The following is a 16843-nucleotide window of genomic DNA, read 5'->3' on the forward strand; positions in this document are numbered from 1 at the left end:
AAGGCACTGGGTTAATCATAAATCGTATCGCTCCAATGAGTATGGATAAAACCACAAACTCGGTATCGCGCGTTGTGGATAAGATAATAGAGGAAGTCCATGAATAATAATCTTGCCGCTCTCGCGGTGATGCTCACCTTATCAAGTGCGGCGTGTAGCCCAAAATCACTCGAGTCTTCATCTCCACAAAGTCTTCTATCTGATCCTCAGCCCGCCACTACGACCAAAGCTGCAGCTATCAGTACGACAGCGTCTCAAAACGGCGCGATATCGCAACAGCAGTTGCATGATTTTGCCAACACCTTGGCCGTTACCTATGCAACGCTGACTAATTATCCGCAGCAATGTACCAGTAGCGGTGTCGATGGACGCTGTTTTGCCGCGCAAATCACTTTTACATCGGCAATTGATTTTAAAGCACGCGACTGGGCGATTTATTACAGCCAACTGCGGCCCGTTAAGGCGGTGTTACCACCGCAGCAATTGTCTGAGTCATCACCACAGTTTGCTATTACCCATGTCAAAGGTGATCTACATAAAATTACCCCCACCGAGCAGTTTGCCGGTTTTGAGGCCGGGCAAACATATACTGTGGATTTTCTCGGGGAGTTATGGCAATTATCTGAAACGGATGCGATGCCTAATTACTATATTGTGGCGTCAGGGCTTGAGCCTGAGGTGATTGCCAGTACTCGCTTGGGTATCGATCCTGACACCGGCATGGAGACGCGCCCCTACGCCGTGGCATTTGTCAGTGAGCAAACTCAATATAAGCGCAGCGGTACCGATACGCTTAAATGGGCCAGGGCTGAGGTGTTATTTGAGGCCAATGCCCAGGTACAGCCGCAGCCAACACTTGCTATTAACACCATAATTCCTACACCTAAATCGCAAATTATCGACAGTGATGCACAAGCAGTGTCACTCAGCTCTGGCTATAAGTTATCAGCTACAGAGGTCAAGCGTAGCGCAATTGATGCAGCATTGGCACGCCTTGAGCGCCTTGGTGTTACCGAGCAAAACCAGGGGATCTCGTTGACGTTACGCCCCTTAACGAAACCACTTATGGCAGGCGGTTATCAGCTCTCCATCGCGCCGGAGAACATTACGATCCGCGCTGGCGATGATGCGGGATACGCCTATGGTATCGCTTCGCTCACTAGCCTTATCGATGTGAATGCGCTTAGCGTAAATACCATGCAGATTGAAGATGAGCCAAGATATGAATTTAGAGGCATGCATGTCGATGTGGCGCGTAACTTTCACAGCAAGCAGTTTATCTTAGATCTGCTCGATCAGATGGCAGCCTATAAGCTTAACAAGCTGCACCTGCACATGGCCGATGACGAAGGCTGGCGATTAGAGATTGATGGCCTGCCCGAATTAACCGACATTGGCAGTAAACGCTGCCATGACTTGCAGGAAAATCGTTGTCTGCTTCCGCAGCTTGGCAGTGGTCCCGACGCCGCGAGCGCTGTTAATGGTTATTACACTAAAGCCGATTATATCGACATCCTTAAATATGCTAACGCGCGCCAAATCCAAGTGATCCCCTCGATGGATATGCCAGGACATTCGCGCGCAGCCATTAAGTCGATGGAGGCGCGCTATCGTAAGTTGTTGGCAAAAGGTGATATTGCGGCGGCGAATCAATATCGTTTAATCGATCCTCAGGACACCACACAATACGCCTCAATCCAATATTATGACGATAATACGCTTAACGTGTGTCTGGAGTCGTCATTTGATTTTGTCGGCAAAGTGGTCGATGAGATAGCCCTGCTACACCAGCAAGCAGGCCAGCCCTTGACCGTCTACCATATTGGCGCCGATGAAACGGCAGGCGCTTGGATTGAGTCGCCAGTATGCCAAGCGTTTTTACGCAATAACGATAAAGGCGTGGCCAGTGAGCAAGATTATGGCGCCTACTTTATTGAGCGTGTTGCCAATATGCTGGCTGAAAAAGGCATAGAGGCAGCAGGGTGGAGCGATGGCATGAGCCACACTCGCCCAGAGCGGATGCCAGCCACTACCCAGAGTAATATTTGGGATGTGATCTCCCATGACGGTTTTAAGCGTGCACATAAACAAGCTAATTTACAGTGGCATACAGTGCTGAGTAATCCTGAGGTGCTCTATTTCGATTTTCCTTATGAGGCCGATCCGAAAGAGCATGGCTATTACTGGGCAAGTCGTAATACCAACGAGCGCAAGATTTTTAGCTTTATGCCCGATAACCTCCCCGCTAACGCCGAGCAGTGGACCAATATCGAAGGCCAACCTTTTATCGCTGACGACACCATTAAACTCAATGAGCAAGGACAACGTCTCAGTGGTCCCTTAGCCCAAAGGGTGACATTTCGTGGCCTTCAAGGGCAAATATGGAGTGAGACCATTCGCAGTGACGATGTTGCCGAATATATGATTTTTCCGCGCCTATTAGTACTGGCCGAGCGTGCTTGGCATCAAGCCGACTGGGAAGTGCCATATCAGTACCAAGGGGCTATCTATCATCAAGATAGCGGCTTCTTTACTGATGATATGCGCGCCAAGCAGCTGGCTCAATGGCAGGTATTTGCCAACACGCTTGGTCATAAAGAGTTGCTAAAACTTGATATGGCCAATATTGCCTATCGAGTGCCGACCCTAGGGGCGCGTATTAAAAATAGCATGTTGCAGATTAACCACTTCTATCCTGGTTTGCAGGCCCAATACCGACTGAATGGGGGGCAGTGGCAACCCTATACTCAACAAGTCGAGGTTGAGGGCAAAGTCGAGGTCAGAGGCGTGGCGGCGGATGGGCAGCGCAAAGGGCGCATACTCAGCGTCAATTAGTCTGCTTGAATTTGAGAGTGACAACCTACTATCAAGGTCACTCTTTTCCTGCTCCACCATCAACAAGCCGCGGCATGACGGAGCCTTTTTGATGTGGTTTTACTTACGTTTTCGATGCGAAGTTTGCAATATCAAGAGCAATAATCAATTCGATGCTAGATGGCATGTTAGTTGTCTATCGATAGCAATAAAATAAATGACAACGCTGTCATTGTTATTGTAACATTGTATTAACTTGCAGTAGCGACCCAAAGTTATGGTTTCGATTAACGGTAATTTTGGATATTAACACGGTAAAAGAGGTCCGTAATGGGATTGAATCAGACGAAGGATACGCCCTTATACATAGGTATAGATGGTGGGGGAAGTAAATGCCGTGCGACCATCTATGCTGCAGACAATCGTATTTTAGGCAGTGGCGTTGCTGGGCGCGCTAATCCACTTCATGGTTTGTCGCAAACCTTTGAGTCGATTAAACAGTCGACCGCGCTGGCGTTAACCGATGCAGGATTAGCCTTAAGCGATAGCCGCCAGCTCATTGCCGGATTAGGGCTAGCAGGGGTTAATGTGCCGCACCTATACCAGCAGGTAGCAAACTGGCAGCATCCCTTTGCGCAGATGTATGTCACAACCGATCTACACGCCGCCTGCATTGGCGCCCATAATGGAGGCGATGGTGCGGTTATCATAACGGGTACGGGGTCGTGTGGTTATGCCCATGTCGGTGAGCAATCTCTGTGCCTGGGTGGCCATGGCTTTATGTTAGGCGATAAGGGCAGCGGCGCTTGGTTAGGGCTAAAAGCGGCCGAACAAGTGCTGTTACACCTCGATGGCTTTGCGCCGCCAACGGCGCTAACTGAGCGTTTACTGGCATATTTTAAGGTGTACGATGCCATGGGTATCGTGGCGCATTTAGCCGGACAATCCTCCAGCAGCTATGCCACGCTGGCACGGACGGTGTTAACCTGTGCCAATGATAATGATGAGGTCGCCAAAGCGATTGTGACCGAAGGCGCCGCTTATTTAAGTCAGCTGGCCCATAAACTGTTTGAGCTTAATCCACCACGTTTTTCAATGATTGGGGGCTTAGCCGAACCGTTAGCACCTTGGTTAGATAGCGATGTTGTGGCCAACATCGCGCCGGTGATCGCGCCGCCAGAATTTGGTGCCGCTTACTATGCCCGCCAGCAGGTGGCCGCACAATCCACCACACGTTAACTATTGCACGCCGCCAGCGTTAACGGCTTCAGGGGACATTAGTTATGCAACAAACTTTCATTGCTGAACGGCTGTTTGATGGTGAGCAGTTTCATCATCAGCTGCCCATCACGCTAGAAGATGGTCATATTCGCGTATTTGATACGGTATCGGGCGTTGAGCCCATTAAACTGACTGGCACCTTAGTGCCTGGGTTTATCGATATACAGGTGAACGGCGGCGGTGGAGCACTGTTTAATGCCGACCCCAGTGTTGAGTGTATTAACACCATAGGCCGGGCTCACGCGCAGTTTGGCACCACAGGATTTTTACCCACCCTGATCACCGATAAGGTAGAGGTGATGCAGCGTGCTGCCGATGCTGTTGCCCAAGCGATAGCTCAAGGTTGTCATGGTGTGCTTGGGGTGCATTTTGAGGGCCCGCACTTGTCGGTGCCCAAAAAAGGGGTGCATCCCCAGTCGCATATTAGGCGTATTTCTGATGCGGAATTAGCCATCTTTAGCCGCAACGACTTAGGCACCAAAGTCGTTACCTTAGCACCAGAAAATGTCTCCACTGAAGTGATTGAGGCATTAGTCGCGCAAGGGGTTAGGGTCTGCTTAGGCCATTCTAACGCCGATTATGACACGGTAGTCGCAGCCTTGGCTGCGGGGGCCACCTGCTTTACGCACCTATTTAATGCCATGTCACCAATGGGGTCGCGGGAGCCTGGCATGGTCGGCGCCGCCATCGAGAGTCGTGACGCCTGGTGCGGGTTGATTGTCGATGGTCACCATGTACATACCGCTGCCGCTAAAGTCGCGATTTACGCTAAACCTAAAGGTAAGGTGATGCTAGTGACCGACGCCATGCCGCCTGTCGGTATGGCGCAAGATGCCAGTTTCGAACTATTTGGCACGCAGGTGGTTCGCCAAGGCTCGCGTTTAAACGCGGTGACAGGTGAACTGGCGGGCTGTGTACTTGATATGATGGGAGCGGTGAATAATAGCGTCAACTTACTCGGATTATCACTCGATGAAGCACTGCGCATGGCAGCTCTCTATCCGGCGCAGTTTATCGGACATCAGGCGCAGCGGGGACAGCTGAGTGTGGGCGCCAAGGCCGATTTGGTACTGTTAGACCAGCATAAGGTACAGCAAACCTATATTGCTGGGCACTTGGTGTATCAAGGCTAACGCATTTGAATCAATAACAGGCCCTAAAAGTCATGCTTTTAGGGCCTTGCGCTATCTAGTGATAGATAAACTACATCTTTATAAACATCATAGGAAGTATGCCAATGCAAGCCGAACAGGCCAAGATGGCTAAGCCGAGATTAATGTCACTCGATGCTTTACGGGGCTTCGATATGTTTTGGATCTTAGGCGGTGAAGCCCTATTTGCCGGCCTCTTCGCTTTGACCAGCTGGCAAGGTTGGCGCATTGCCGATGCTCAGATGCAGCACAGCCAATGGCACGGGTTTACCTTTTATGATTTGATTTTTCCGCTATTTATTTTCCTTTCGGGCGTTGCGCTTGGCTTATCGCCTAAGCGGCTTGATGTTTTGCCTTGGTCTGCTCGCTGGCCTGTGTATCGTCACGCAGTAAAACGTTTGTTATTACTGCTATTTTTGGGTGTGCTTTATAACCATGGTTGGGGTGTCGGGGTGCCGGCATCCTTGGATGATGTTCGTTATGCCAGTGTACTTGGGCGCATTGCCTTTGCCTGGTTTTTTGCCGCCATCTTAGTGTGGCATACCAGTTTGCGTACTCAAATTATCGTGGCGCTGGGGTTGCTGATTGGCTACGGTGCGATGCAATTGCTGCTGCCAGTACCGGGTGGGGTGGCAGGTGATTTATCGATGGAGGGTTCGATTAATGCGTATGTCGATAGTCATTTTCTCCCCGGGATCACCTACCAAGGACGAGCGATGGATCCCGAAGGGATACTATCCACTTTACCCGCGGTGATTAACGCCCTTGCTGGGGGGTTTACCGGGCGCTTTATTGTTAAAACGCACCCCAAAGGGGAGTGGACTAAAGTGGCGCTGTTGCTGCTGATTGGCGTTAGCGTATTAACTTTAGGCTGGTGGTGTGATGGCTTGTTGCCAGTCAATAAAGATCTGTGGACCAGCTCGTTTGTGTTGGTCACTACCGGCTGGAGCTTGTTGTTACTTGGCGTATTTTATGCGCTGGTGGATGTGTTGAAATGGCACAAATTGGTTTATGTTTTCGTGGTCATCGGCTGTAACGCCATCATCATCTATTTAGCCTCTAGTTTGGTGAAATGGGACTATATGGCACGCAGTCTCTTTGGTGGACTCATCGATGCATTACCCGCCAATGCGCAGATGTTGGCCGCCACGCTCGCCTTATTGCTGGTGCAATGGTTGTTACTTTTTTGGATGTATAAGCGTGACATCTTTATTAAGGTGTAATTGTTGCGGCTGAGTGGGTTGCTAGGCTTTAGCCTGTTAAATCCAGCTGTTAGTGGTAAATTTAATAAAAACCCAAAATGACAGCGTTGTCTTTTTGGGTTTTATGTTTTAACATCGGTGAAACAAGGTGGCAAAAAGTCTGGTTGGATAAGCGTCGCCATTGTCATAAGTACCATTATCAATACTGAGCCGGTATAGGTTAATCCCATACCAATATATTAATTACTATAAGAAACTTGGCTTATGGAAATGACATTAAATAGCGAAAATAAGCGCAGCAGCGTGATCCCGATGGCGATTGTCGCAGGACTGTTCTTTATCTTAGGTTTTGCGACGTGGTTAAATGGGTCGTTAATGCCTTACCTCAAACAGATCCTACAACTCTCTCCCCTACAAGCGTCGTTAATCCTCTTCTCTTTTTATATTGCAGTGACATTTACTGCCTTACCCTCGGCATGGGTGATCCGCAAAGTAGGCTACAAGAGTGGTATGGCTTTAGGTATGGGGATCATGATGTTGGCGGGCTTACTCTTTATTCCCGCGGCTAAAACACAAATATTTGCGCTGTTTTTATTGGCTCAGTTAGTGATGGGGACTGGGCAAACTTTACTGCAAACAGCGGTAAACCCTTACGTGGTAAGAATTGGTCCAGAAGAATCGGCAGCAGCGCGCGTTAGCGTAATGGGGATTTTAAATAAAGGCGCGGGTGTGATTGCCCCTATGGTGTTTACCGCACTCATTTTAGACAGCTTTAGTGATCGCGTCGGCATAGAGCTTACCCAAGTTCAAATTGATGAAATGGCTAATAGCCTAGTGTATCCCTATATGGGAATGGCGTTATTTATCGGCTTTTTAGCTATTTTAGTGAAGAAGTCGCCATTACCTGAGCTGGCTAAGGAAGATGATGAAACCTTAAGCGGTAAAGGACACACTCGCGAAGCGTTATCGCACCCTAATCTTGCCTTAGGTGTGGTTGCGCTATTTTTCTATGTCGCGGTTGAGGTCATTGCTGGCGATACCATAGGTATTTTTGCCTTAAGTTTAGGGATCGAAAAATATGGTGTCATGACCTCATATACCATGATCTGCATGGTGTTAGGTTATATCTTAGGTATATTAACTATTCCGCGCTTTATCTCCCAACCCACGGCATTAACCATCTCGGCAGTATTAGGTATCTTGCTGACGATGGGGATTTTATTGGGGAGTAATGAGTCCTATGTGATAGCCAACGCCCTATTGGTACCCTTAGGTGGAGTCATGCTGCCCGACACCTTGTTGATGATCGCCTTTTTAGGTTTAGCTAACGCCATTGTGTGGCCTGCTGTGTGGCCTTTGGCGTTGTCGGGTATGGGTAAGTTGACCAGTACAGGCTCTGCGTTACTGGTGATGGGGATTGCCGGTGGTGCGTTTGGTCCTTTATTCTGGGGGATAACCAGCTCAGCCACCTCTTTGGGATTACAAGGCGGCTATATGGTGATGCTACCTTGTTATCTGTTTATTCTGTTTTATGCCCTGAAAGGCCATAAGATAAAAAGCTGGAAGTGAGCCAGTGATTGAATAACATGATTATCAAAAGGAGCGCAGGCTCCTTTTTTTATGCGCTATTTTTATTGATAACAAGGTGCTATCTTTTGCTTATTTAAAGCCATTCAAGGGCAGGTTGGTATTGCGTGACAGAGGATTACTTGGGCTTGGAACCATGACGTTTGCCTTTCGCCACACAAGCAAGGGCGCTTAGATAAATACATGATAAGCTTGGCTTAATCAATACCGCTTGACCGCTTGTTGATAAGCTTATGATAAATTTCAGGCATAAAAAAACCACTCAAAGAGTGGTTTTTTTATTTTTATGGTGCCGGCACCAAGAGTCGAACTCGGGACCTACTGATTACAAGTCAGTTGCTCTACCAACTGAGCTATGCCGGCTTAACTGTTACATCTAAATAGTGGTGCCCGAACCCGGAATCGAACCAGGGACACGAGGATTTTCAATCCTCTGCTCTACCGACTGAGCTATTCGGGCAACTAAACTAAGCGTTAGTTAACTACTTCAAACCAGGTGTTTGTAACCCGTCTCGTTTGGAGTGCGCGTATAATATAGCGATGATATTTTTCCTGCAAGTGCTTTTTTAGATAAATTTAACTGCATGGTCAGTTAGTGTGCTAAGTGGTTTTTTTTTATCAAAAACGCTGCTTTTTGATACTGATTTTGGGCGTTACCAGTATCGAAAGTGGCCTCAATCGCAACTGTTTTCGGCAAAAGCTTGCCTCGTTTGAGTCGAGTTATCTGGTGATTGTCAGCTAATTCTAAAAAATAGAACGTTATTGGCTAAATTACGCGCTATTCCCCTATTAAAATCGAAAGTAATATTAGCAACAGAATGAAGTGATAGGTTAACACCATGATTAAGAATACGCAGAACCGTTATGGTGCGGTCAGTATGGTATTACATTGGGCATCGGCACTGGTGGTGTTCGGCTTATTTGGGCTGGGTTTCTGGATGGTGGAATTAACGTATTACAGTAGTTGGTACCAAACGGCGCCAGCATTACACAAGAGTATGGGGATTCTACTGCTGCTTGCCACCGTTGTTCGCTTGATGTGGCGCTGGGGCAATCCTAAACCTTTGCCGTTACCACAGCATAAGCGTTGGGAAAAGCGGCTCAGCTCTTGGGTGCATGCTCTGCTGTACCTATTGTTAATGGCCATTTTTGCCAGCGGCTACCTGATCTCTACCGCCGATGGGCGCAGCATACCAGTATTTGAGTTGTTAGAGCTGCCCAGTATGGGCGAGTTATTTGCAGGCCAAGCCGATATAGCAGGCTTGGTGCATCAATATTTGGCCTATAGCCTTATTGGCTTGGTTATTGTTCACGCCCTAGGGGCGATTAAGCATCATCTAATAGATAAAGATTCTACATTAATCAGAATGACTACATTTAAGGAGATAAAATGAAACAGGGTATGTTAAGCAGCGTTATTGCAGGTGCACTTATGATGTCGGCCCAAGTAAATGCCGCCGATTATATTATCGACACGCAAGGCGCCCATGCCTCGGTGCAGTTTAGTGTGAGTCACCTAGGTTACAGCTTTGTGGTGGGGCGTTTTAATGACTTTTCAGGTGATTTTAGTTTTGATAACAGCGATATTGGCGCCTCTAAGGTCAATGTCACTATCAATACTGCCAGCATCGACTCTAATCATGCTGAGCGTGATAAGCATCTGCGTAGTAGTGATTTTTTGAATGTGGCCAAATTCCCTAAAGCTACCTTTACGTCGACATCTGTAGAACCACAAGGTGATGGCGAGTTTGTACTTAAGGGTCAGTTGAGTCTTAACGGTGTGACCAAAGATGTCGCTATCGATGCCCATTTGGTGGGTGAAGGTCAAGACCCTTGGGGCGGTTATCGTGTTGGCTTCGTTGGCCAAACTGAACTCGCACTAAAAGATTACAATATTAAGATGGACTTAGGGCCAGCCTCTAGTCATGTTACTTTAGACTTAGTGGTTGAAGGTATTCGCCAGTAAGCTTAAAGCTTAGGTAGGTTCATCATGGCTTAGCTGCTTACTTTATATAAGTAAACTAACATAGGTAATAAGCATAGGTTAGCTAAATAGCGATAAGCTAAAGCCTCGAGACCTGCGGGTATAGAGGCTTTACTGTACTTAACTTGCCTCACTATCTTGATGATATTGATAGTTAAATTTTGGCATGCTCCAGTGATAACGAATGGCTAGCATTCTAAAGCCAAAACCAAAGGTCAGTGACAGGGCTAAATTAAGCCAACTGGCTACCGCATAATGATCAAGGACGATATACAGACTCGCCGTGAGCAAGGCCACTAAGGCATAGAGCTCTTTTTGGAACACCAATGGCACTTGGTTGCATAAAATATCTCTGATCACGCTGCCAAATACACCAGTGACTACGCCCATCACAATTGCCATAACGGGGCTAAAACCCAGCATTAAGGTCTTCTGCGCGCCAATGATTGAAAACACGGCTAAGCCGAGTGCATCTATGGTTAAAAATAATTTGGATAAATAGCGCATCACCGGCGCAATGATCACTGTTAGTAGTGAGGCAAAGGCGATAGCGACCAAGTAGTGCACATTTTCAACCCAGATTAATGGGTAGTTACCCAGCAACATATCTCTGAGTGTCCCGCCGCCAATGGCGGTAGCACAGCCGATGATCACCACGCCAAACAGATCCATTTGTTTGCGCCCAGCACAGAGTGCGCCGGTCATGGCTTCGGCGATGATGCCAATAAACCAAAGTAAGGTGATAAATTCAGCTTGTTGCATCTTTTGCTCTCGTTGATCAAATGGAGCCGGATTCTGCCTGATGACAAGGCAAATTGACAACGATATTTTTTATGGTTTTTGATTAGTTTTATTAATGCTGCCTGGGTGCGCCGTTGAACGTTTTTACTGATGTGGCGCGATATCTTACTCGATTTGATTTTGTTTTTTACTTAGGGATTTTTATGCATAGCCATAGCTCCTCATCGCGATTAGGTGTTGAGCTAGATCTTGGTGCCATTTTAGGGCTGACAGATTAAAGCACTTTGTGTAACCACTCACTTTACTGGATCTTTAAAGGCTTTGGTTTTAAAGGCTCTGGTTTTTAATCAAGCAAAGGTTTTATGACGCTTTTTCAATAAGGCGCTGTTCAATAAAAAATCCTCTCCTATGCTGGCGAGGATTTCAGCCGAGGAGTAAGATGCCTGCACTGTGTATTGTGTAGCGATAGGATAGGGGAATAATGATAGATTTTCGCAGTGATACGGTAACTCAGCCAACAGTGGCGATGCGTAAAGCAATGGCCAGCGCCGAGGTTGGCGATGATGTCTATGGAGACGATCCCACGGTTAACCGATTAGAGGTGATGGCGGCAGAACGCTTTGGTTTCGATGGCGCCCTGTTTACCTCGTCGGGCACTCAAGCCAATTTGCTGGCGCTGATGTCGCATTGTGAACGGGGCGATGAATACATTTGTGGGCAACAGGCGCACAACTATAAATTTGAAGGGGGCGGCGCCGCAGTACTTGGCAGTGTGCAACCGCAGCCATTAGCCAATCAGGCCGATGGCTCTATATTGCTGAGCGATATTGAAGCGGCCATTAAACCCGATGATATTCATTTTGCTAAAACCCGACTGCTTAGCTTAGAAAACACCATTGGTGGCAAGGTGTTATCGGCACAATATTTGGCAGATGCTCAAGCGCTAGCGTTTAATCATCGTCTTAAAATCCATCTTGATGGTGCCCGGGTCGCCAATGCGGCTGTGGCCCAGGGGCTGGCGATAAGTGACCTTACCCAATATTTTGATTCTGTGTCTATCTGCTTGTCAAAAGGCTTATGTGCGCCAGTGGGCTCGCTGTTGTTGGGTGATGAGCGTTTAATTAACAAGGCGCGGCGTTGGCGCAAAATGCTCGGTGGTGGCATGCGCCAAGCTGGCATACTGGCCGCTGCCGCAGAGTTGGCACTTAACGAGCAAGTCGAGCGTTTAGCGATAGATCATGACAATGCCCATTATCTTGCCGAGCAGTTTCAGGGCGTGGCAGAGTTTGAGGTGAATGTCGCCGAGGTGCAGACGAATATGGTGTTTGCTAAAGTCAGCGATAAACTTGATATCACTGCCATTGCTAAGGGATTAAAAGCACAGGGGATATTATTAAGCCCTGGTTCGGTTGTGCGTCTGGTGACCCATGCCGATATTAGCCGCAATGATATCGATACCTTTATTAAGACACTTAAAGCTCTACTGTAAACTAAGGTGGTTAGCTACCAACAACAAGCCATCCTCAGGGAGGCTTGTTGCTGGCGCCCATTAATTATAGTAACCGGTTCTTGCTAGCTTAAGCCGCTTGTTATCTGACGAATAACATCTAGAGTAAGCGTGCTGTTACGTCACTCTTCTTTGCCGTTTTCTTGTTTACTCAGATCGTCTTTAACTGCAATGACCGCGTCACGAGAAGCGTGACCAATGGCGCGAGTGACATCGCGAGTGGTATGGCCAATTTCAGTAGTAACATCGCGTGTAGTATCGCCAATGGTACGTCCGGTTTGTTTAAGTTCGGCGCAACCACCTATGCTGAGCAGTGCGATAAGAGGAATAACAATGACTTTCATATGGGCTTATTTCGATAGGTGGTGAGGGTATTCTAACCCTTTCTCTGAGCCAGTAAAGGCTTGCGTGCTTAAGTGTAACCTTGCAAGGCTATAGCAATGAGTGTCATTAACTTATCGACAGATGAAAGTGACGGACGGAGGAGATCAGTTAAGGGGATGATTAATAAACTACCTCCAATGACGGAGGTAGTATCGGAATACTGGTGGCTATCCTTGAAGTGAGTCGAGTTTAGATAATCTCTGCTGATAGTCTTTGATAAGGTGCACCATGATTTCTTGTACCGAAGTGTCTTTAGTGAAGTCATCCATATAGATCTTAAAGGTGACCAAGACATGACCGTTGCACTTGAGACGAGAATAGTTCATCGAGAAATAAGAGCTTTCAGCATCGGCTTCTCTAACAACAAATCCCTCTTGTTCAAAGATACGATGGCCGGAGCGATCGTGCCATTTGGTGATACGGTTAAGGCCTATTTCGCATGATTCGTTAAATTCGACATGGTTTTGCCATGTGGTGGGATGAGCAGGATCTTTAATGTGTGGGCATCGAACTGTGTAGTTGTAAACATGAGAGATTGCTGTCATAAATTACCTACCTGAATTATGGATATCAATGCCATCATAGGCATCGCGTTTCTTTTCGGTCAATGTTTATTCGACTCAAAACATAGAGAAAACTGATTGAGTACGTAGAGTTATAAATCGCTGTCGACCTTTTGTAACACGACTATAGCAAGCATAACCTGTGCAATGTCTCATTTCTCATAGTCTTACATATTTTATATTACCACTGATTAATAAAGCAGCAGCTAATCGAGTCGTATTGAATTGAGCTATGGTCTAGATTGCAGGTGGGTCAATTAAAGACCTTGGCGGGAATGGTAAGAGGTAATGCAAACAGATAAATACAAAGTTGGCTGTTCAAAAAATTATCAGGTTTATCGGTAGGTATTAAAGTTCAGTACGAAATATAGGTACAAAAAAGGCGACCTAAGGTCGCCTTTTGTTCGGAGTTAAGCGGGGGTAATGTAGCTGCTTATGCAGGAACTACGTTAGCCGCTTGTAGGCCTTTTTGACCTTGCTCAACTTCGAAAGAAACTTTTTGGCCTTCTTCTAGGGTCTTGAAACCGTCAGAAGCGATAGCACGGAAATGAACGAACACGTCAGCGCCGCCATTTTCTTGAGAGATAAAGCCAAAACCTTTATCTTCGTTAAACCATTTTACAGTACCAGTAGTTGTATTAGACATTGTGTGTCCCTTATTTAAATTCATTAAAAAGTATCGCGATAGTGCGATGTGCTGAGTAGCTGAATTATTAATTATTACGAGAAGCTAAGGGAAACGCTGAGTACAAAAAGGGTGAGGATTTGGCTTAGGGTTTTACTTTTACTTTTACTTTTTTAATAACTCTTGAACAACAGAGCGAGTGCATGATAACACGCTTTATCGACTTTGCACGCTTTATTTTGGCCTAACGCTAGAGCTTTCTCGACTTTAGCAAGCTAATTTGTTGCTAATCAATATGTTGATGTTTTATTTTTAGTCATTTTATTTTGTGCTAAAGCCGAGCGTGACCATGGTTAACTTGCTTTATTGTCGAGCTTAATGCGGAATCTGTCTTTTTAGGCGGTTTTAATGTTGTTAGCGGCATAGGTTAGCGCCATAGGAGAGGGGCTGTTAGGGGGGGGGCATTACTGGGATGGCGATACACTATGGCTAATATAAGGGTTATAGCTAAAGCGGTGATATTGTCGACGCAGCGCTTAGAAGCAATGGGCTTAACTAGCGAGTGTTTAGTGGCGTGGTGTTTCGTCATATGGTAGTTAGTGTTTAGTAACATAGTGCTTAGCTATATGGAGATGGAGCTTAGCGTTGAGTCGTGGTCATATTGTAGGCACAAAAAAGGCGACCTAAGGTCGCCTTTTGTTCGCAGTTAAGCGGGGGTAATGTAGCTGCTTATGCAGGAACTACGTTAGCCGCTTGCAGGCCTTTTTGACCTTGCTCAACTTCGAAAGAAACTTTTTGGCCTTCTTCTAGGGTCTTGAAACCGTCAGAAGCGATAGCACGGAAATGAACGAACACGTCAGCGCCGCCATTTTCTTGAGAGATAAAGCCAAAACCTTTATCTTCGTTAAACCATTTTACAGTACCAGTAGTTGTATTAGACATTGTGTGTCCCTTATTTAAATTCATTAAAAAGTATCGCGATAGTGCGATGTGCTGAGTAGCTGAATTATTAATTATTACGAGAAGCTAAGGGAAACGCTGAGTACAAAAAGGGTGAGGATTTGGCTTAGGGTTTTACTTTTACTTTTACTTTCTTAATAACTCTTGAACAACAGAGCGAGTGCATAATAACAGGCTTTGATGGTTTTGCACGCTTTATTTTTGCTTGTGTGCAGGTATTTTTGCTGTCGCTGGGCTTAATGCCATAGCAATCATAACCTTAAGGCATAATTTGGTTTTTATCTAAATTGCGCTAATTGCTAATCGGTGAGGATTTAGCTGCTGGTGCTGTGTGTTTGGACTGCTATTTCTACGTTGTTTTAATAGAAAAGCGCGCTCAGTAGTTGACTGAGGCGCGCTTACAGCAAGCAGAATCTTTGCAGGGAAAAAGCAAGCTAAGGCTATTTTAGCGTAAATACAACTAAAGGACTAGTTGTGTGTTGTCCGCCAGCGTGCTTTATTCCGTGCTAGCTAAGAGCTACAGTATTATTAAAGAGCCCGCTCAAAAATCTGACAAATCTCGGCGTGGGTTGCTTGTTTTGGATTAGTAAAGCCACAAGCATCCTTAAGTGCATTATCGGCAAGTGTTGGAATGTCTTCTGCTTTAACACCGAGTTTACTCAGATTCTCAGGGATCTTCACCGCAACCGAGAGTGTCTTAATTGCATCAATTGCCGCCTGAGCACCTTGTTCATCACTCATTGTACTCACATTAACTCCCATCGCTTTGGCCACATCTTTTAGACGAGTCGCTGCAACTTGTGCGTTATAAGCTTGCACATGAGGCAGTAGCAGCGCATTACATACACCATGGGGCAGATCGTAAAAGCCACCGAGCTGATGCGCCATTGCGTGCACATAACCTAGGCTTGCATTGTTAAATGCCATGCCAGCTAAAAATTGAGCGTAAGCCATCTGTTCACGGGCATTAATGCTTTTACCATTTTCAACGGCTTCTATAAGATTTTCCTGAATGAGCTCGATAGCTTTTATTGCGCAGGCGTCGGTAATGGGGTTAGCTGCCGTTGAGACGTAAGCTTCTACAGCGTGAGTCAAAGCATCCATTCCTGTAGCAGCCGTTAGTCCAGCAGGCTTAAGTAGCATTAACTCAGGATCGTTTACCGATAAGATTGGGGTGGTGTGTTTATCAACAATGGCCATCTTAATGTGGCGCGCTTCATCGGTAATAATACAGAAACGGGTCATTTCACTGGCGGTACCGGCAGTGGTGTTAATGGCAACTAAGGGTAATTGTGGCTTAGTTGACATGTCTAAGCCTTCGTAATCTTTAATACTGCCGCCATTAGTCGCGACTAAGGCGATCCCTTTAGCGCAATCATGGGATGACCCTCCACCTAACGAGATGACAAAGTCACATTTATTGGCGGTGAGCAGTGTCAGGCCCGCTTCGACATTAGTTAATGTTGGATTAGGTTGCACGCCGTCAAATACGGTTGAAGTAATACCGGCGTTTCCCAGTTTTTCTGCCATTTGTCCAACAAGGCCAATATCCACAAGAGGCTTGTCGGTTACGATCAATGCTCGTTGAAAGCCTAATGTTTTGATATCACCGATAGCATCGTCAACTGCACCTTGTCCTAACACGTTAACTGATGGGATAAAAAATTTAGCAGCCATTAAAATCTCCTTATCATTGGTTGGTACCTAAACGTTACCTAGTTATCTGAGCTAGGTATCTCATTTAGGCATGTAAACGTTCTGCTTTGGCTGTCCCTAACCTAACAACCTCACCTAAGTAAAAGCGTGATCTAGATCGGGTATTTGCCGGGGGTAGACGAATCGGGGGGAGGAGATGACGATAAATACGACAAACAATGTAAATTAACTAATGATAACTTACCCACTTGTCTTTTAAGGATTTTTTTGTTATCAAAATATGGTGGCGCAAGCCAGTTTATGGGATGTTTGTGTCGAAACGATGCAATCGTAAGCCTAAAACGAGCACGCTTTTGTCCCCTACGGCTAATGGCGTGTAGAGGGTGTC

The 16843-nt window shown here is 46.4% G+C and carries 14 protein-coding genes and 2 tRNA genes; 8 read left to right on the forward strand and 8 right to left on the reverse strand.

What is annotated here, in order from left to right; genetic code table 11:
- Positions 1–99: 99 nt before the first annotated feature.
- From AC5YBZ_RS04660 to nagP, 5 genes are all read left to right on the forward strand, one after another.
- On the forward strand, positions 100–2835 hold the full coding sequence (locus AC5YBZ_RS04660; RefSeq protein WP_494524429.1) for a beta-N-acetylhexosaminidase: 2736 nt from the start codon (positions 100–102) through the stop codon (positions 2833–2835).
- Positions 2836–3144: 309 nt separating this feature from the next.
- A complete protein-coding gene (nagK, locus tag AC5YBZ_RS04665; protein WP_494519811.1) occupies positions 3145–4053 on the forward strand; it encodes an N-acetylglucosamine kinase in 909 nt (302 codons plus the stop codon).
- Between the two features lie 44 nt (positions 4054–4097).
- Positions 4098–5228 (forward strand): N-acetylglucosamine-6-phosphate deacetylase, encoded by a 1131-nt coding sequence (gene nagA, locus AC5YBZ_RS04670; protein ID WP_494519810.1) that lies wholly within the window; start codon positions 4098–4100, stop codon positions 5226–5228.
- A gap of 104 nt (positions 5229–5332) precedes the next feature.
- Positions 5333–6469: a transmembrane glucosamine N-acetyltransferase NagX gene (gene nagX, locus AC5YBZ_RS04675; protein ID WP_494543471.1), complete on the forward strand. Its 1137-nt coding sequence runs from the start codon at positions 5333–5335 to the stop codon at positions 6467–6469.
- 243 nt (positions 6470–6712) lie between these two features.
- On the forward strand, positions 6713–8017 hold the full coding sequence (nagP, locus tag AC5YBZ_RS04680) for an N-acetylglucosamine MFS transporter NagP (RefSeq protein ID WP_475516128.1): 1305 nt from the start codon (positions 6713–6715) through the stop codon (positions 8015–8017).
- A gap of 305 nt (positions 8018–8322) precedes the next feature.
- Here the strand turns inward: nagP and AC5YBZ_RS04685 are convergent.
- A tRNA-Thr gene (locus AC5YBZ_RS04685) sits at positions 8323–8398 on the reverse strand.
- Between the two features lie 21 nt (positions 8399–8419).
- Positions 8420–8495 (reverse strand) — tRNA-Phe (locus AC5YBZ_RS04690).
- A 379-nt stretch (positions 8496–8874) separates the two neighbouring features.
- On the opposite strand from AC5YBZ_RS04690, the gene AC5YBZ_RS04695 reads away from it, so the two are divergent.
- Together AC5YBZ_RS04695 and AC5YBZ_RS04700 are read left to right on the forward strand one after the other, a co-directional pair.
- Positions 8875–9429 carry a cytochrome b gene (locus AC5YBZ_RS04695; RefSeq protein WP_494543472.1) on the forward strand — a complete coding sequence of 185 codons (555 nt, stop codon included), beginning with the start codon at positions 8875–8877 and terminating at the stop codon, positions 9427–9429.
- Positions 9426–10001: a YceI family protein gene (locus AC5YBZ_RS04700; RefSeq protein WP_494543473.1), complete on the forward strand. Its 576-nt coding sequence runs from the start codon at positions 9426–9428 to the stop codon at positions 9999–10001. Before AC5YBZ_RS04695 ends, AC5YBZ_RS04700 begins: the two co-directional genes overlap by 4 nt.
- A gap of 138 nt (positions 10002–10139) precedes the next feature.
- On the opposite strand, the gene AC5YBZ_RS04705 is transcribed toward AC5YBZ_RS04700, so the two are convergent.
- Positions 10140–10781 carry a trimeric intracellular cation channel family protein gene (locus AC5YBZ_RS04705; protein ID WP_494543474.1) on the reverse strand — a complete coding sequence of 214 codons (642 nt, stop codon included), beginning with the start codon at positions 10779–10781 and terminating at the stop codon, positions 10140–10142.
- 460 nt (positions 10782–11241) lie between these two features.
- On the opposite strand from AC5YBZ_RS04705, the gene ltaE reads away from it, so the two are divergent.
- Positions 11242–12249, forward strand: a complete 1008-nt coding sequence (ltaE, locus tag AC5YBZ_RS04710; RefSeq protein ID WP_494519804.1) for a low-specificity L-threonine aldolase — start codon at positions 11242–11244, stop codon at positions 12247–12249.
- A gap of 140 nt (positions 12250–12389) precedes the next feature.
- On the opposite strand, the gene AC5YBZ_RS04715 is transcribed toward ltaE, so the two are convergent.
- From AC5YBZ_RS04715 to yiaY, 5 genes are all read right to left on the reverse strand, one after another.
- On the reverse strand, positions 12390–12611 hold the full coding sequence (locus tag AC5YBZ_RS04715; RefSeq protein ID WP_494519803.1) for a hypothetical protein: 222 nt from the start codon (positions 12609–12611) through the stop codon (positions 12390–12392).
- Positions 12612–12818: 207 nt separating this feature from the next.
- On the reverse strand, positions 12819–13196 hold the full coding sequence (locus AC5YBZ_RS04720) for a cytoplasmic protein (RefSeq protein WP_494519802.1): 378 nt from the start codon (positions 13194–13196) through the stop codon (positions 12819–12821).
- 451 nt (positions 13197–13647) lie between these two features.
- Positions 13648–13860: a transcription antiterminator/RNA stability regulator CspE gene (gene cspE, locus AC5YBZ_RS04725; protein WP_110456523.1), complete on the reverse strand. Its 213-nt coding sequence runs from the start codon at positions 13858–13860 to the stop codon at positions 13648–13650.
- Between the two features lie 708 nt (positions 13861–14568).
- On the reverse strand, positions 14569–14781 hold the full coding sequence (gene cspE / locus AC5YBZ_RS04730) for a transcription antiterminator/RNA stability regulator CspE (protein ID WP_110456523.1): 213 nt from the start codon (positions 14779–14781) through the stop codon (positions 14569–14571).
- A gap of 546 nt (positions 14782–15327) precedes the next feature.
- Positions 15328–16476: an L-threonine dehydrogenase gene (yiaY, locus tag AC5YBZ_RS04735; protein ID WP_475516140.1), complete on the reverse strand. Its 1149-nt coding sequence runs from the start codon at positions 16474–16476 to the stop codon at positions 15328–15330.
- Between the last annotated feature and the right edge of the window lie 367 nt (positions 16477–16843).

The organism is Shewanella sp. 553 (assembly GCF_059338375.1).

What these genes read in the sequence shown, in the direction of transcription:
- AC5YBZ_RS04660 (WP_494524429.1), top strand. Translation starts at nt 100, where the DNA reads ATGAATAATAATCTTGCCGCTCTCGCGGTGATGCTCACCTTATCAAGT.
- nagK (WP_494519811.1), top strand. Translation starts at nt 3,145, where the DNA reads ATGGGATTGAATCAGACGAAGGATACGCCCTTATACATAGGTATAGAT.
- nagA (WP_494519810.1), top strand. Translation starts at nt 4,098, where the DNA reads ATGCAACAAACTTTCATTGCTGAACGGCTGTTTGATGGTGAGCAGTTT.
- nagX (WP_494543471.1), top strand. Translation starts at nt 5,333, where the DNA reads ATGCAAGCCGAACAGGCCAAGATGGCTAAGCCGAGATTAATGTCACTC.
- nagP (WP_475516128.1), top strand. Translation starts at nt 6,713, where the DNA reads ATGGAAATGACATTAAATAGCGAAAATAAGCGCAGCAGCGTGATCCCG.
- AC5YBZ_RS04695 (WP_494543472.1), top strand. Translation starts at nt 8,875, where the DNA reads ATGATTAAGAATACGCAGAACCGTTATGGTGCGGTCAGTATGGTATTA.
- AC5YBZ_RS04700 (WP_494543473.1), top strand. Translation starts at nt 9,426, where the DNA reads ATGAAACAGGGTATGTTAAGCAGCGTTATTGCAGGTGCACTTATGATG.
- AC5YBZ_RS04705 (WP_494543474.1), bottom strand. Translation starts at nt 10,781, where the DNA reads ATGCAACAAGCTGAATTTATCACCTTACTTTGGTTTATTGGCATCATC.
- ltaE (WP_494519804.1), top strand. Translation starts at nt 11,242, where the DNA reads ATGATAGATTTTCGCAGTGATACGGTAACTCAGCCAACAGTGGCGATG.
- AC5YBZ_RS04715 (WP_494519803.1), bottom strand. Translation starts at nt 12,611, where the DNA reads ATGAAAGTCATTGTTATTCCTCTTATCGCACTGCTCAGCATAGGTGGT.
- AC5YBZ_RS04720 (WP_494519802.1), bottom strand. Translation starts at nt 13,196, where the DNA reads ATGACAGCAATCTCTCATGTTTACAACTACACAGTTCGATGCCCACAC.
- cspE (WP_110456523.1), bottom strand. Translation starts at nt 13,860, where the DNA reads ATGTCTAATACAACTACTGGTACTGTAAAATGGTTTAACGAAGATAAA.
- cspE (WP_110456523.1), bottom strand. Translation starts at nt 14,781, where the DNA reads ATGTCTAATACAACTACTGGTACTGTAAAATGGTTTAACGAAGATAAA.
- yiaY (WP_475516140.1), bottom strand. Translation starts at nt 16,476, where the DNA reads ATGGCTGCTAAATTTTTTATCCCATCAGTTAACGTGTTAGGACAAGGT.